Origin of the sequence: Kitasatospora sp. NPDC052896 (assembly GCF_044547075.1) — a bacterium.
In the GTDB taxonomy this organism is placed as follows: Bacteria; Actinomycetota; Actinomycetes; order Streptomycetales; family Streptomycetaceae; genus Kitasatospora.
This window is the reverse complement of sequence record NZ_JBITZU010000016.1, coordinates 92,440-107,193: the sequence shown is the minus strand read 5'-3', so window position 1 is coordinate 107,193 and position 14,754 is coordinate 92,440. Positions and strand designations below refer to the sequence as shown.

Genomic DNA, 14,754 nt, shown 5'->3' with positions numbered 1-14,754 from the left:
GAACTCCCGGGCCCCTCGACCGTTCAGCCACCCGGAGTAGTACCGTCGATCGACATGGGCGGCGACCCCGTCCGGTAGGAAACCCCGAAAGGCAAGTGAGTGAGCGACATCGCGCGCGTCGGAGTGGTCGGCTGCGGTCTCATGGGATCGGGCATCGCCGAGGTCTTCGCCCGGTCCGGGCTGGACGTACTGGTCTCGGAGGCCAGCGGCGAGGCACTGGAACTCGGCCGCACCCGGATCACCAACTCCCTGGACACCGCGGTCAAGCGCGGCAAGCTCACCACCGAACAGCACGAGGAGGCGCTGTCCCGGCTCTCCTTCACCACCGACCTGGCCGACTTCGCCGACCGCGACCTGGTCGTCGAGGCGGTGGCCGAGCGCGAGGACATCAAGATCCAGATCTTCCAGACCCTGGACCAGGTGATCGAGCGCCGGGACGTGGTGCTGGCCTCCAACACCTCCTCGATCCCGATCGTCAAGCTCGCCGCCGCCACCACCCGGCCCGAGCAGGTCATCGGCCTGCACTTCTTCAACCCGGCCCCGGTCCAGCGCCTGGTCGAGGTGATCCCCACCCTGACCACCTCCGCCGAGACCACCGCCCGGGTCGAGGCCTTCGCCACCCAGGCCCTCGGCAAGGAGCCGATCCGCGCCCGCGACCGCGCCGGTTTCGTGGTGAACGCCCTCCTCGTTCCCTACCTGCTCGCCGCGGTCCGGATGTTCGAGTCGGGCGTGGCCACCGCCTCCGACATCGACAAGGGCATGGAAGCCGGCTGCGCCCACCCGATGGGCCCGCTCCGGCTCTGCGACCTGATCGGCCTGGACACCATCGCCTCCATCGCCGAGTCGATGTACGCCGAGTACAAGGAACCCCTCTACGCCGCTCCCCCGCTGCTCTCCCGGATGGTCGACGCCGGCCTGCTCGGCCGCAAGTCCGGCCGCGGCTTCTACGACTACACCGCCACGGCCTGACCGGTGCGGACCCCCTGGTCCGCGGTTGGGTGACCCGCTCGGCGAAGAGGCCCGGGCCGGACCGATCGGTCCGGCCCGGGCTTCTGGGCTTCCAGTCGTTCCGCGCTCCCGTGGAGCGGACGCGAAGATCCGTACCGGACGGGGGAGTTCGGGCGGCGGGCCGAGCCTCGAGCCGGGAGCCACGCGTCGACCGCGGTCCGTCCACGCCGCCCCTAGTCGGGCGTGAGACGGGCGTGCACCCCGAACGTGACGCCCGAGGCGTGCTCCAGCGAGTGGGATCGAGGGACGACGTCCGCACAGGCATCCAGCTGTGGAGTTTGCCGCTGCCGATACTCGGTCAAAACGTCTTTGGCCGGGCTTGCGCCCTCCGGGCCCGCGAGACGCACCACGCGGTCCTCGAGGAAGTGCGCTTGCCGCGCGAAAAGCGTGGCCCGATTGAGGATCTGACCTATCCCACCGTCACCGACCCCCCACCTCTGGAGGACTGATGGGTATCTACGGCCAGGACTGGGCCAGCTACCAGCCCGCGCAGCCGAACACGGCCGGCCTGAGCTTCGCGTTCGTCAAGATCACCGAGGGCATGACCTACACCAACCCCGAGTGGCAGTCCCAGCGGGACACCGCCCGCGCCGCCGGCCTGGTCGTGGGCTACTACCACTACCCCGACATGACCCACGCGCCGGAGACCGAGGCGGACCACTTCCTGTCGCTGGCCCAGCCGCCGCCCGGCGAGATGCTGTGCCTGGACTGGGAGGGCTACGACGCCACCAACTCGGCCGTGCCGCATGCCACCCAGCTCGCCTACAAGGAGGCGTTCCTCCGCCACCTGAAGGCCGCCGCGCCGCACCAGCCGGTCGGCCTGTACTGCAACCTGGACTACTGGCAGAACATCGACACGACCGGGTTCTTCCAGGACTTCCTGTGGATAGCCACGAGCGGCCTGCCCGCCGGGCAGCCCGGCATCAGCGCCGGGTGGCTGTTCCACCAGTACAGCAGCAACGGGGTGGACCAGGACTACTGCCACCTGGGCAGCACTGCCGAACTGCGCTCCTGGGCGTTGGGCTTCCAGCCGACTCAGACGCCCACGCCGCAGCCCACCGGCCCGGCGTGGCCCGGCGAGTACCTGTCGGTGCGCACCCCGATGCTGCATGACGGGAACGTGCAGACCTGGCAGCAACGCATGCGGGACCGCGGCTGGGCGATCACCGTGGACGGCTGGTACGGTCCGGACTCGGCGAGCATCTGCCGCCAGTTCCAGCAGGACTCCACCGCTCACGGCTGGCCGCTGGCAGTGGACGGCGTTGTCGGTCCGGACACCTGGCGTGCCACCTGGCAGCGCCCCGTGTCCTGACGGAGGCGCCGCGTGACCGATTCCACCGGCGCGGACGGCCCGGACCTGCGGGTCTACCGGCTCACCGCGCGGCTCGACCCCTCGTAGGCGGCTACGCCCCCGCCCGGCCTCGCGCCGGGCGGGGGCGGTCTCGTCATGCCCGTTCGCGGTGCCGGGGACAGGTGCAGTCGGGCCAGCGAGGGGCGAAGGCCTCGGCAGGGCCACCTGGGTGGCGGAGTCGGCGAATCTCGCAGCGCCGGCCGGTCGCTGAATTGATCTTGTAGACGTGGATGCTGATGGCGGACTTGGTAGGCACGACGATCTCCGAGTGATTCGCTTACGCATTGTTCAACCGGTTGCAGAGCTCACCTGTTCCCGCGGGGATCACCCGCGCGCCGCTGCGACCAGCGCGTCCCAGGCCTGCCAGTACCGGCCCCCGGCTCGAGCACCGGCGCACGGCGGTCCCCACCGCGCCCCGGGCCGCGCGCACAACCTCCAGTGCCGCGTCCAGCAGCTCTCCCACCTGCTGCGCGCCCCCGAGGCTCCCGGTACACCTCCGCCCGCCCAGGACCGCACGCCTCCTCCGGCGCCGCCAACACCCGCTCCGGTTCACGGACCCGCGCTTTCAGCTCGGCCTCGACCGGCATCGGTCTTCCTTCCGGTCAGAGCCGCGTGGCGTCAGACGATCTCGGCAACGTAGTGGAGGCTGCGCCCACGCGCGGGCATGACCATCGTCGTGACCTCGATCGGCGTGTCGTGATCACCGAGCACGACCCGGCAGACGTCGAGGACCCATTCGCCTGCGCCGATCGCCAGTACTTCGCGCTCCTCACCGGCGGGTTCGCGTGCCGTTACGTCCTCGTGCCTGGCGCGGCCGACGTAGCCGAGTCCGGCGAGCACGGACACCGCTCCGCCACGGATCTTCCGGAACTCGGCCAGCGGCGTGCCTCCCGCGATGCTCAGCGGGTAGTAGGAGTCGGTCAGTTCCACCGGTCTGTCGTCGAGCAGGACCACTCGTCGGCGCACTACTACGGGACTGCCAACAGCAATCCGCAGCTTCTCCGCGACACTGGCCGGTGCCGCGACTTCGTCCACCCCGATGAGACGTTGCCCGCCCGAACGTCCTCGTCGCCCAGCCTCCTGCTGCCACGCATCAGGCTGCCCCGCCTGGACCGGGCGGAGATAGGGCTCCGAGTCCGTGACCCAACTTTCCCCGCTCACATGCTCCTCCCCGCACGATTGGTGATCGAAAGGCCTTGCCCCCAGCAAGGAGCGACACCGGTGGTGTTGAAGCCGTCAGCGATCGTCCTTGCCGAGTGGCACGCTCCTGGAAGTCTCCCACTCGTACATCCGGTTGTCCCGGTTCAGGACGATCAACTCAGCCGAGGCGATCCGCGCCGTCACCGACGACGTGACCGTCCCCAAGGCGGCGGCTACCGGCCCGGCCGGGCCGTCCGCGTTCGAGTACGCCACCGACACGTGCGGCCGAAATCCGTCCGCAGCCTCCGGAACCTCACCCCACACCTCCCCGACAGCCTCCCGGATAGCCGACCGAACCGCTCGCACTCCATCCTCCGGCGCCACTGTCAACAGGAGCGCTTCCGGGGTGACGATCGCCGGCCCGAGCGAGACATCGAACGCCGGGACCTGCGCCAACCGCTCCGCCGCGCCATCGGCGGTCGCTCGCACGTCCTCCTCCCCCACCTCACCGACGAACCCGAGGCCCTGCACTGCCGCACTCGCTGCGTCACCGGATCGAGTCGATGGTCTGCCGGCAACGAAAGAACTGGCGCCACCGCTTATGTGGCGGCCACGGACACGGTCGGATCGTGGGGTTCATCAGTGAGTACGCCGACGCCATCGACCGGCACACCAACTGTCCGACCGGCCCGGCGCACCAGACCTCCGTCACTGTGCTCTCGGTGAACGGGCCGTCCACCGCGCGGAACCCGTCCTAGCCTGGCGGCATGGACATCGTCGAGGTACTCCCCCAACTGCACATGCTCCGCTTCGAGGTGGGCCAGGCCTACCTGTGGTGCGAGCGCGAGGGGATCACGCTGATCGACTCCGGCCCCGCCGGGTCCGCGCCCGCCATCGCGGAGGCGATCCGCGCCGTTGGGCGGGAGCCGGCGGAGGTGCGGCGGGTCGTCCTCACGCACGGGCACGACGGCCACACCGGGGGTGCCGTGGAGGCGGCGTCCTGGGGTGGCGGCGAGATCCTGGCCGGGTGGGGCGAGGCGGCAGTCCTTCGGGGCGAACAGCCCATGCCCGCCCCGGTGTTGGCGGACTGGGAACGAGAGCTGATGGCGAGCATCCCGCTCCCGCCACCGGTCGGGGCGCTCCGGGTGGACCGCGAGTTGGTCGAGGGCGACACGCTCGAATTCGGCGGCGGTGCCCAGGTCCTGGAGGTTCCCGGGCACACCGGAGGCAGCATCGCGCTCCATCTCCCCGGCCCGCGCGTCCTGTTCACCGGCGACACCATCGCCAACGTCCAGAACCGCACCATGCTCGGGGTGTTCAACACCGACCCCGACCGGGCCGCCCAATCCCTGGAACGGCAGAGCGGGTTGGACGTCGCCACCGCCTGCTTCGGCCACGGCGAGCCGATCCTCACCGGTGCCGCCGAGCGGCTGCGCCGGGCGATCCGGCAGAAGTGACGGGGCCCGGGAGCGTATCCAGCTCCCGGGCCCCTGGAATGCCACCCAACTGCGCACGCCGGACCGTTGAAGGGTACGGATCATTCTGAGATCGACGTGTTCTACCGTTAAACAACCAAGCCAAGAGGAGAGGCTCGGGCGGGATTCGAACCCGCACCCGTCGATGATCGTCCACACCCGGTCGGTTCGGCGATCGGCGGCGAATGCTGAGACTGGAGCGAGAGTCTGAGATTGAGGGGTCGCCTCTACCGGACTTGGGCCACCCCGGCAGACCTGCTGCCGGAGGGAGGAGTCGAACCTCCACCACACCCCTGTCAGCTTCACTGTTCAGTGTCAGCTTGCGCTCTTCGCGCCACCCCCCGCTCGCACGAGGGGCGCTCATGGGGCTACCGAATCCTCCGGAACCTACCGGAAGAGGTAGCCGAATATCGCGTCGCCGACCCGCCGGTCGGTGACCTCCGCGCTGTTCGCCTCCTCGCGGGCGTACTTGACCGCCTGCTGGAGCCTCTCCACCCGGTCCAGCAGCTCGTTCACCCGCCGGGCCGGCAGCGCGCCGGAGAACTTCACGGTGGTCCAGTAACCCACCGGGACGTCCTCGTAGTAGACCTCGACCTGGGCCGGGTGCTTCTCGGTGGCCTCGGCCTTGACGTGGTTGCGCGGGACCTTCTTGGTGCGGATGGTGCGCACCGGGTCGGTCTTCCACGCGTCCGTCGACGGGTCGAGGTTCCACGACTCAGCGGCGTCCAGCACCGGGAGCCGCCGCACGAAGGCGTGCAGGTCCGTCAACTGCTTCTCCAGGAAGAGCAGGTACGGCACCGGCACCTCGGCCAGCAGCACCGAACCGTCGACCACCACGTCCGCGACCGCCGACCGGTTGGCCCAGTCCTTGGTGGCGGTGACGTCGAACAGCCGGGTCAGCGTCGTCGCCGCCGACCGGAGCACGTCCTCGGCCTTGATCTGCACCCGGGTGGACTCGGGCGGCAGTTGCTCGCCCTCCTCGTCCTTGGGCTGGTACGTCCGGGAGATGCCGGCGAGCAGAGCGGGCTTCTGCAGGTCCTGGTGGGCCTGCGTCAGCTCCTGCTGCGACTTCGACTTGACGCCCTTTTCGACGGCGATGATCTGGTTCAGCTTGGGCACATCCCGGACCCTAGCAAATCTGTTCCCATCTGTCCCACGACATATCCCCCGACGCAGAAGGGCCCGGGAGCACCAATGTGCGCCCGGGCCCTACCCGCGGAGAACGGCTACGCCCCGCGCAGCACCGCCCCCGTCCGGGCCAGCGCGGCGGCGACCGCGCTCTCCCGGGCCGCGGAGGCCTCGTCGGCGGTCAGCGTGCGGTCGGTGGCCCGGAAGCGCAGCGCGTACGCCAGCGACTTCTTGCCCTCGCCCACCTGCTCACCGGTGAAGACGTCGAACAGCCGGATGGCCTCCAGCAGTTCGCCCGCGCCCTCGCGCAGCGCGGCCTCCACCTCGGCGGCCGGCACCGACGCGTCCACGATCAGCGCGACGTCCTGGGTGGCCACCGGGAAGCCGGAGACCGTCGGGCCCTCGACCAGCGGCGCACCGTCCGCGGTGAGCAGGTCGACGTCGAGTTCCATCGCGCTGGTGCGCTCGGGCAGGTGCAGCGCCTTGACCACCCGCGGGTGCAGCTCGCCGGCGTATCCGACCACCCGGTCGGTGCCGGCCACCAGCAGCTCCGCGCAGCGGCCCGGGTGCCAGGGGGCGTACTGCGCCGAGCGGACGGTCAGCTCGACGCCGGCCGCACCGGCCACCGTACGGGCCGCCTCGACCGCGTCCGCCCAGCTCGCCTGGCCGCCCCTGCCCCACCAGCCGGACGGCAGCCGCTCGCCGGCCAGCGCGACGGCGATCCGGCGCGGCTGGTGCGGCAGCGCGGCGTTCAGCGCGGCCAGCTCCTGGTCGCTCGGCCGCCGGTCGACGGCCGGGCGCGGCGCGGTGACCGGCTCGGCGTCGGGCAGGAAGACCAGACCGGCCTCGAAGAGCGCCAGGTCGGTGTTGCCCCGGCCGACGTTGCGGCGCAGCGCGCCGAGCAGGCCCGGCAGCAGCGTGGTGCGCAGCGCCGGTTCCTCGTCGTTCAGCGGGTTGACCAGCTTGACGGTGCGACGGCGCACGTCGTCCGCGTCCAGGCCCAGCCCGTCGAAGGCCGCGTCGCCCAGGAACGGGTAGTTGTGCACCTCGACGTAGCCCGCACCGGCCAGCGCCACGCCGATCCGGCGGTGCAGCCGCTGCTCGGGGGTCAGGCCGCGGCCCGGCGGGACGACCGGCATCCGGGCGGGCACGTTGTCGTAGCCCTCCAGCCGGATGACCTCCTCCACCAGGTCGTTGGGGTCGGTCAGGTCGGGCCGCCAGGTCGGCGGGGTGACCTCCAGCACGTCGGCGCCGACCACCGTGCAGCCGACCTCCTGGAGCCGCCGGGTAACGGTCTCCCGGCCGTACTCGGTGCCCGCCACCCGGTCCGGCAGGTCGGCCGCGATGGTGATGGTGCGCACGGGGTGCGGGGCGGCGATGTCGGTGACGCCGGCCTCGGCGGTGCCGCCGGCGATCAGCACCAGCAGGTCCACCGCGCGCTGGGCGGCGGCCCGGGCCGCCTCCGGGTCGACCCCGCGCTCGAAGCGCTTGGAGGCCTCGGAGGGCAGCTTGTGCCGCTTGGCGGTGCGGGCGATCGCGACCGGGTCGAAGTGCGCGGCCTCGATGATCACCTCGGTGGAGCCGGTGACCTGGCCGGTCTCCGGGTCGGCCACCGGGTCGAGGATCTCGGTGGAGGCGCCGCCCATGACCCCGGCCAGGCCGATCGGCCCGGAGTTGTCGCAGATCAGCAGGTCCTCGGTGGACAGCTCGCGCTTGACGCCGTCCAGCGTGGTGAGCACCTCGCCGGCCTCCGCGCGGCGGACCAGGATCGGCCCGTCCACCCGGTCACGGTCGTAGGCGTGCAGCGGCTGCCCGACCTCCAGCATCACGTAGTTGGTGATGTCGACGGTCAGCGAGATCGGCCGGACGTGCATCTTCTGCAGCCGACGCTGCAGCCAGATCGGCGACTTGGCGGCCGGGTCGATGCCGACCACGGTGCGGGCCACGAAGCGGTCGCAGCCGGCTGGGTCGGCGACCTTGACCAGGTAGCCGTAGGAGTTGGCCGGCGGGGTGTCCAGCAGCGCCGGGTCGGCCAGCGGCAGCCCGTACGCGGCGGCGGCCTCACGGGCCACCCCGCGCATGGACAGGCAGTAGCCGCGGTCCGGGGTGACCGCGATGTCCAGCACCTCGTCGACCAGCTGGAGCAGCTCGATGGCGTCGGTGCCGGGCTCGTAGTGCGAGGGCAGCACGATGATGCCGTCGTGGTCGTCGCCCATGCCGAGCTCGCGCGCCGAGCAGATCATGCCGGCCGAGGTGTGGCCGTAGGTCTTCCGCGCGGCGATCGGGAACGGGCCGGGCAGCACGGCGCCCGGGAGCACCACGACCACCTTGTCGCCGACCGCGAAGTTGCGGGCGCCGCAGACGATCTCCTGCGGCTCGCCGGTGCCGTTGGCGTCGCCGACATTGACGAAGCAGTGCCGGATCGGCTTCTTGAAGCCGGCCAGCTCCTCGATCGAGAGCACCTCGCCGACCACCAGCGGGCCCTTGAGGTCGGCGCCGAGCTGCTCGACGGTCTCGACCTCCAGGCCGGCCCGGATCAGCTTCTCGGCGACGTCGCGACCGGTCTCGCCGGCCGGCAGGTCGACGTACTCGCGCAGCCAGGAAAGCGGGACGCGCATCAGATCTCCATCCCGAACGGGAGAGTGAAGCGCACATCACCCTCGACCATGTCGCGCATGTCGGCGACGTTGTGACGATTCATCAGGATCCGCTCCAGGCCCAGGCCGAAGGCGAAGCCGCTGTAGCGCTCCGGGTCGACCCCGGCGGCGACCAGCACCCGCGGGTTGACCACACCGCAGCCGCCGAGCTCGATCCAGCCCTCCGAGGAGCAGGTCCGGCAGGGCGCGTCGGGGTTGCCGACGCTGCTGCCCCGGCAGACGAAGCACTGCAGGTCCACCTCGGCGCTCGGCTCGGTGAACGGGAAGTACGAGGGCCGCCAGCGCAGTTCCAGACCGTCCCCGATCAGCTCGCGGACCAGCAGCTCGATGGTGCCCTTGAGGTCGGCGAAGGTGATGCCCTCGTCCACCGCGAGGCCCTCGACCTGACGGAACACCGGGGTGTGGGTGGCGTCCAGCTCGTCGGTGCGGTAGACCCGGCCGGCCGACACCGCGTAGATCGGCGGCTGGTTCTCCAGCATCGCGCGGATCTGCACCGGGGAGGTCTGGGTGCGCAGCACCATGCCGGAGTCGGGCGAGCCGTCGGCGGCGGCCACGAAGAAGGTGTCCTGCATCGAGCGGGCCGGGTGGTCCGGGCCCAGGTTGAGCGCGTCGAAGTTGAGCCACTCCGCCTCGACCTCGGGGCCGGAGGCGATCTGGTAGCCCATCGCGACGAAGGTGTCCTCGATCCGCTCGGCCAGCGTGGTGAGCGGGTGCCGGGCACCGCGCGGGGCGCGGTCGAACGGCAGCGTGACGTCCACCGCCTCCTCGACCAGCACGCGCGCGTCGCGCTCCGCCTCCAGCTCGGCCTGACGCTTCGCCAGCGCCTGGTTGACCGCGCCGCGGGCCTGGCCGATCAGCTTGCCGGCCGCCGCCTTTGCGTGCGGGGGGAGGGCGCCGATCTCGCGGTTGGCGAGCGAGAGCGCCGAGCGGTCACCGGTGTGCGCGACCTTGGCCTGCTTCAGCTCGTCGAGGGAGCCGGCGGCGGCGAAGGCCGCCATCGCCTCGTCCCGGGCGCGCTCGACCGCTTCGGGCTTCAATGCCTCGACCTCCACCGGGTCGTACGACTTATTGGGTGCCGACATCTCTACTTTCCGTGCTCCCTGCTCGTCCGTGCTCGGATACGTTCCAGCGCCCACACCCTGCGTGGCCGGGGCGCGGGCAAGCCGTTCCCACCGAGTGCACGGGGAGGGTGTCCGCGGCTCAGCCGCACAGGGCGTTACACCAGGTCGAGTGTAGTCGCAGGGCGCACACCGACCGGCTGCCGTCCGCCCGCCGGGCCCGCGGCACTCCGAGCCCCAGAAGGCTCAGAGCATGAAGTCGGGCACCCCGGCGGGCAGGATAAATCGGAACCGGGCGCCGCCACCGGGCGCGCGGTCGATCCGGATGGTGCCGCCGTGGGCCTCGACGATGCCCTTGACGATGTAGAGGCCCAGGCCGGTCCCGCCGCGCTTGCTACCGCGCCAGAAGCGGGTGAAGACGCGCGGCATCGACTCCTCGGGGATGCCGCTGCCTTCGTCGCTCACGGTGACCGCTGTCCCTTCCAGGACCCGGGGCGGGGTGCCCGGGTGCTCCCACGTCGCGGCCTCGACGGTCTCCTTCGCCGGTGCCACCTCGATGGTGACAGTTCCCTCGCCGTGCCGCACCGCGTTTTCCAGCAGGTTGGCCAACACCTGGTCGATCTTGTCGGGATCGGCCCACTGCTGCGGCAGCTCCTCGACCAGCCGGATGTCGAAGCGCTCGGCCGGGATGCCGGCCGCCACCTTGCCCTCGACGTGCCGCCGCACCGCCGCCGCGAGGTCCACCACCTGCTTGCGGATCTCCAGCCGGCCGGCGTCGATCCGGGAGATGTCCAGCAGCTCGGCGATCAGCCGGGTGACCCGGTCGGCGTCCGAGTTCACGGTCTCCAGCATCAGCCGCTTCTGGCCGTCGGTGAACCGCTCCCACTTGCTCAGCAGGGTCGCGGTGAACCCCTTGACGCTGGTCAGCGGGGAGCGCAGCTCGTGCGCGACGGTGGCGATCAGCTCGGCGTGGGCCCGCTCGGTGCGCCGGCGCGCCTCGGTGCCGCGCAGCGCCACCACCAGCTGGCGCAGCGGGCCGCGCGGGACGGTCCGCACGTACTGGGCGGTGACCAGCACCTCGCGGCCGCCGGGCAGCAGCAGGTTGCGCTCGGGCTGGCGGGTGCGGATGCCGGGCCCGCCGTACGGGTCGGTCAGCTGCCACCAGCGGCGGCCGTCCAGGTCCTCCAGCGGGAGCGCCTGGTCGAGCGGCAGGCCGAGCACGGCCTCGGCGCAGATCCCGGTGAGCCGGGCCGCGGCGCGGTTGAAGCAGACCACCCGGCCGAGACCGTCGGCGATCACCAGCCCGTCGGGCAGCTCGTCCGGGTCCAGCAGCAGGCCGGCTGCCGCGGCCTCGGGACCCTCCGCACTGCCGACCATGGGCGTCCTCCCGCTCCGACCCGCGTCCGTGCCCTGCCTGCGGTCAGTCCGACCCTAGCGCTCCGTGCCCGGCTCGCGACACCCTGCCGACGAACGCTGGGCGCGGGCCGAAGCGTAGAGGCACACGGCGGCGGCCGTCGCGAGGTTGAGGCTCTCGGCGTGTCCGTGGATGGGCACGCGCACCACCTCGTCGGCCAGTGCGCGGGTCTCCTCCGGCAGGCCCCAGGCCTCGTTGCCGAAGATCCAGGCGGTGGGCCCGGCCAGGCTGCCCTCGTCCAGCTCCTGGTCGAGGTCGCGCTCCCCCGCGCCGTCGGCGGCCAGCACCCGCACGCCGGCCGCACGCAGCCCGGCCACCACCTGCTCGACCGGCACGCCGACCGCGACCGGCAGGTGGAAGTGGCTGCCGACCGAGGCCCGGACGGCCTTCGGGTTGTAGAGGTCCACCGAGGCGTCGGTGAGCACCACGGCGTCGGCGCCGGCCGCGTCCGCGGTGCGCAGCACCGTCCCGGCGTTCCCCGGGTCGCGGACGTTGGCGAGCACCGCGACCAGCCGCGGGCGGGCCCGCAGGATCTCCTCGAACGGCGTGTCCAGGAACCGGCAGAGCGCCACGATGCCCTGCGGGGTCACGGTGTCGCAGATGTCCGCGATCACCTCGTCGGTCGCGGTCAGCACCGGCAGGTCGGCCGCCCGGGCGGCCGCGGTGATGTCGGTGTGCCGCTCGGCCGCCTCGGGGGTGAGGTAGATCTCCACCACGGCGTGCTGCCCGCTGCCCGGCAGCAGCCCGTACCCCACCGCCTCGCGGACGGCCTGCGGGCCCTCGGCGAGGAAGCGGCGGTCCTTGCCGCGCTGGGCCCGCCGGGCGAGCTTGCGGGCGGCGACCACCCGCGGCGAGCGGAGCGAGCTGAGCAGGGGGGTGTCGGTGCTGACCATGGGGGTGCGGTGATCTCGCTATCTGGGGGCTGGGGGCCTGTCCGGCGGGTCTCTCCGGACCGGCCCACGGCGTTGGGCGCCCGGCGTCGCGGCCCGGAAGGATCCGTCGGACGGGCCCTCGGCGCGGGTGCGGCCCGGGACGGGTGCCGAAGCGACCAGACCCGCAGGCTCACGGGGAACCTGCGGGTCTGGAGTGCCCAGCGGCGATCCGGAGTGGATCAGGCGGCGTCGGCAGCGACCTTCGGCGCGTTGACGTCGGCCGGGAGCGCCTTCTGGGCGGCCTCGACCAGCGCGGCGAACGCGGTGGTGTCGTTGACGGCGAGCTCGGCCAGCATCTTGCGGTCGATCTCGATGTTGGCGGCCTTCAGACCCTGCACGAAGCGGTTGTAGGTCATGCCGTTGGCACGGGCAGCGGCGTTGATGCGCTGGATCCAGAGCTGCCGGAAGTCGCCCTTGCGCTTCTTGCGGTCGTTGTAGTTGTAGACGAGCGAGTGGGTGACCTGCTCCTTGGCCTTGCGGTACAGGCGCGACCGCTGGCCGCGGTAACCGCTGGCCCGCTCGAGGATGACCCGGCGCTTCTTGTGGGCGTTCACTGCCCGCTTGACGCGTGCCACTTCATTACTCCTTGGGTTGGACCACGGACTACTTCACGTGGTCCGTCATTCGAATAGGTCGGGAAGGATCAGCCGGACTCCGCGGTGTCACCACCGCGGCGGGCGATCACTTGCCGAGAAGCTTCTTGATCTTCTTGGCGTCGGCGGGGGCCATCTCGGCGTTGCCGGTCAGACGGCGGGTCAGCGTGGAGGGCTTGTGCTCCAGGAGGTGGCGCTTGCCGGCGCGCTCGCGCAGCACCTTGCCCGAGCCCGTGATCTTGAAGCGCTTGCTGGCGCCACTGTGCGTCTTCTGCTTCGGCATGTCGCCGTATCTCCTCGTCGGTCCGCCCCGGTCCGCGCAGGCAGCTGCGCGGACCCGGGCGCTGGGTGTTTCCGGTCGCCGGGGCGGGTGCCCCGGAACCGTGGTGGCCGGACCACTCGGACCGTCCGGAGCCCGGGGGCTCAGGCGTCCTGAGCGACCTCGGCCGGCTGCTCGGCGGGGGCGGCCTGCTCGCCGTCCGTCGCCTCGTTCTCCTCCGCCTCGACGGCCGCGTCCACGGCGTCGTCAGCGGTGTCAACGTCGTCCTGGCCGCTGGTGCGGCCCTGGCGCTCGGCCTTGCGGGCGTCAGCCGCCGCGCGGGCCTCGGCCATCGCCTCGGTCTTCTTCTTGTGCGGGCCGAGAACCATGATCATGTTACGGCCGTCCTGCTTGGCCGAGGACTCCACGAAGCCCAGGTCCTGGACGTCGTTGGCGAGCCGCTGCAGCAGTCGGAAACCCAGCTCGGGACGGGACTGCTCGCGACCACGGAACATGATCGTGATCTTGACCTTGTCGCCCTGCTTGAGGAACCGGACGACGTGACCCTTCTTGGTGTCATAGTCGTGCGGGTCGATCTTCGGCCGGAGCTTCATCTCCTTGATGACCGTGTGCGCCTGGTTCTTGCGCGCCTCACGGGCCTTCATGGCCGACTCGTACTTGAACTTGCCGTAGTCCATGAGCTTGCACACCGGCGGCCGGGCGGTCGCCGCGACCTCGACCAGGTCGAGGTCGTACTCCTGCGCAAGCTCCAGCGCCTTGGCAAGCGGCACGATGCCGACCTGCTCGCCGCTGGGACCGACGAGTCGCACCTCGGGGACGCGAATCCGGTCGTTGATGCGGGGCTCGGTGCTGATGGGGCCTCCTCGGTTGCACCTTCTGCGATGCGGCCGTCAGGCAGGCGGTCGCACGTAGTGGACTTCGACCACTGGGCGGGGCTTCATTCGTGCTGCGCTGCCTACGGCGTACGCACCGCGGCACGAAAAAAGCCCCGCTCGGTATACAGGCGGGGCTCCACACGACCGGGGGCGCGCCCTTCCGGGCGGCACCTGGCGACTGGCAGCCTTGCGGCTACCGTCGCGGACCGGGACCCGTCGACCGCGAGGCCGATCAGGTGGGAGACTTTCGGGTTGCCCTCTCGGGCCTCCGCAGTGGAGCCTCCACTTGCTGGCCGGGCACCATGACGGAACCTGGCCGGTCAGTCTCGAATCATACCAGCGTTCCGGGGGTGGGCGGTATTCCCACCCGTCGGACCCGCCCTTGTACGCTCCGGGGGTACGGATCCACCGCTATGGAATGAGCCTCCCTTGAGCACCGAGCCCACCGGCGACCGCCCCGCCGACCCCGCAGCCGACGACGCGATCGGCTTCGACGACCTGACCCGCGACATCGCGGAGGTGCCGGCGGTCGAGGTGATCACCACGGTCGCGGTGCACCTGATGAGCGCGGCGGCCGTCAAGTGCGGTCTGGCCGAGGGCGGCGAGGCCGACAAGGACCTGGACGAGGCCCGCAAGCTGATCACCGCGCTGGCCGGCCTGGTCACCGCCGGCGCGCCGGAGATCAGCAACTTCCACGCCGCGCCGCTGCGCGACGGGCTGCGCTCGCTCCAGCTCGCCTTCCGCGAGGCCTCGCTGGTCCCGGACGCCCCCGGCGCCGGCCCCGGCGAGAAGTTCACCGGGCCGGTCTACTCCTGACGCCGCGCCTTCCGGGCTGGTGGAAGA

General features: G+C 71.5%; 15 protein-coding genes. 5 read left to right on the top strand and 10 right to left on the bottom strand.

The window, feature by feature from the left end:
• Nucleotides 1-99: 99 nt before the first annotated feature.
• The gene (locus tag ACIGXM_RS26600) at nucleotides 100-969 is read left to right on the top strand and encodes a 3-hydroxybutyryl-CoA dehydrogenase (RefSeq protein ID WP_396565049.1); all 870 of its coding nucleotides are present in this window, start codon (nucleotides 100-102) and stop codon (nucleotides 967-969) included.
• A gap of 487 nt (nucleotides 970-1,456) precedes the next feature.
• A complete protein-coding gene (locus ACIGXM_RS26595; RefSeq protein WP_396565047.1) occupies nucleotides 1,457-2,320 on the top strand; it encodes a GH25 family lysozyme in 864 nt (287 codons plus the stop codon).
• 657 nt (nucleotides 2,321-2,977) lie between these two features.
• Here the strand turns inward: ACIGXM_RS26595 and ACIGXM_RS26590 are convergent.
• Nucleotides 2,978-3,520 (bottom strand): UTRA domain-containing protein, encoded by a 543-nt coding sequence (locus ACIGXM_RS26590; RefSeq protein ID WP_396565045.1) that lies wholly within the window; start codon nucleotides 3,518-3,520, stop codon nucleotides 2,978-2,980.
• A 75-nt stretch (nucleotides 3,521-3,595) separates the two neighbouring features.
• The gene (locus ACIGXM_RS26585; RefSeq protein ID WP_396565043.1) at nucleotides 3,596-4,030 is read right to left on the bottom strand and encodes a 2'-5' RNA ligase family protein; all 435 of its coding nucleotides are present in this window, start codon (nucleotides 4,028-4,030) and stop codon (nucleotides 3,596-3,598) included.
• A gap of 98 nt (nucleotides 4,031-4,128) precedes the next feature.
• Between ACIGXM_RS26585 and ACIGXM_RS26580 the strand changes: the two genes are divergently transcribed.
• Nucleotides 4,129-4,257 (top strand): hypothetical protein, encoded by a 129-nt coding sequence (locus ACIGXM_RS26580; protein WP_396565041.1) that lies wholly within the window; start codon nucleotides 4,129-4,131, stop codon nucleotides 4,255-4,257.
• A 9-nt stretch (nucleotides 4,258-4,266) separates the two neighbouring features.
• Nucleotides 4,267-4,956, top strand: a complete 690-nt coding sequence (locus ACIGXM_RS26575) for an MBL fold metallo-hydrolase (RefSeq protein WP_396565039.1) — start codon at nucleotides 4,267-4,269, stop codon at nucleotides 4,954-4,956.
• A gap of 405 nt (nucleotides 4,957-5,361) precedes the next feature.
• On the opposite strand, the gene ACIGXM_RS26570 is transcribed toward ACIGXM_RS26575, so the two are convergent.
• The 8 genes from ACIGXM_RS26570 to infC form a co-directional block, all read right to left on the bottom strand.
• Nucleotides 5,362-6,093 (bottom strand): hypothetical protein, encoded by a 732-nt coding sequence (locus ACIGXM_RS26570; protein WP_396565037.1) that lies wholly within the window; start codon nucleotides 6,091-6,093, stop codon nucleotides 5,362-5,364.
• Between the two features lie 107 nt (nucleotides 6,094-6,200).
• Complete coding sequence (gene pheT, locus ACIGXM_RS26565) at nucleotides 6,201-8,720, bottom strand: phenylalanine--tRNA ligase subunit beta (RefSeq protein WP_396565035.1); 2,520 nt, start codon at nucleotides 8,718-8,720, stop codon at nucleotides 6,201-6,203.
• Nucleotides 8,720-9,841: a phenylalanine--tRNA ligase subunit alpha gene (pheS, locus tag ACIGXM_RS26560; RefSeq protein ID WP_396565033.1), complete on the bottom strand. Its 1,122-nt coding sequence runs from the start codon at nucleotides 9,839-9,841 to the stop codon at nucleotides 8,720-8,722. The genes pheT and pheS overlap by 1 nt, the downstream gene beginning before the upstream one ends.
• 222 nt (nucleotides 9,842-10,063) lie before the next feature.
• Nucleotides 10,064-11,194, bottom strand: coding sequence for an ATP-binding protein (locus tag ACIGXM_RS26555; RefSeq protein WP_396565031.1), 1,131 nt, complete (start codon nucleotides 11,192-11,194; stop codon nucleotides 10,064-10,066).
• A 54-nt stretch (nucleotides 11,195-11,248) separates the two neighbouring features.
• Entirely contained in the window at nucleotides 11,249-12,124 is an 876-nt protein-coding gene (locus ACIGXM_RS26550) for a TrmH family RNA methyltransferase (protein WP_396565029.1), read from the bottom strand.
• A gap of 218 nt (nucleotides 12,125-12,342) precedes the next feature.
• Nucleotides 12,343-12,738, bottom strand: coding sequence for a 50S ribosomal protein L20 (gene rplT, locus ACIGXM_RS26545; protein WP_396565028.1), 396 nt, complete (start codon nucleotides 12,736-12,738; stop codon nucleotides 12,343-12,345).
• Nucleotides 12,739-12,844: 106 nt separating this feature from the next.
• Nucleotides 12,845-13,039 carry a 50S ribosomal protein L35 gene (gene rpmI, locus ACIGXM_RS26540; protein ID WP_396565026.1) on the bottom strand — a complete coding sequence of 65 codons (195 nt, stop codon included), beginning with the start codon at nucleotides 13,037-13,039 and terminating at the stop codon, nucleotides 12,845-12,847.
• Nucleotides 13,040-13,179: 140 nt separating this feature from the next.
• Nucleotides 13,180-13,890, bottom strand: coding sequence for a translation initiation factor IF-3 (gene infC, locus ACIGXM_RS26535; RefSeq protein ID WP_396565149.1), 711 nt, complete (start codon nucleotides 13,888-13,890; stop codon nucleotides 13,180-13,182).
• Between the two features lie 450 nt (nucleotides 13,891-14,340).
• Here infC and ACIGXM_RS26530 point away from each other — a divergent pair, with 450 nt between their 5' ends.
• On the top strand, nucleotides 14,341-14,727 hold the full coding sequence (locus tag ACIGXM_RS26530; RefSeq protein ID WP_396565024.1) for a DUF1844 domain-containing protein: 387 nt from the start codon (nucleotides 14,341-14,343) through the stop codon (nucleotides 14,725-14,727).
• The last annotated feature ends 27 nt before the right edge of the window (nucleotides 14,728-14,754 follow it).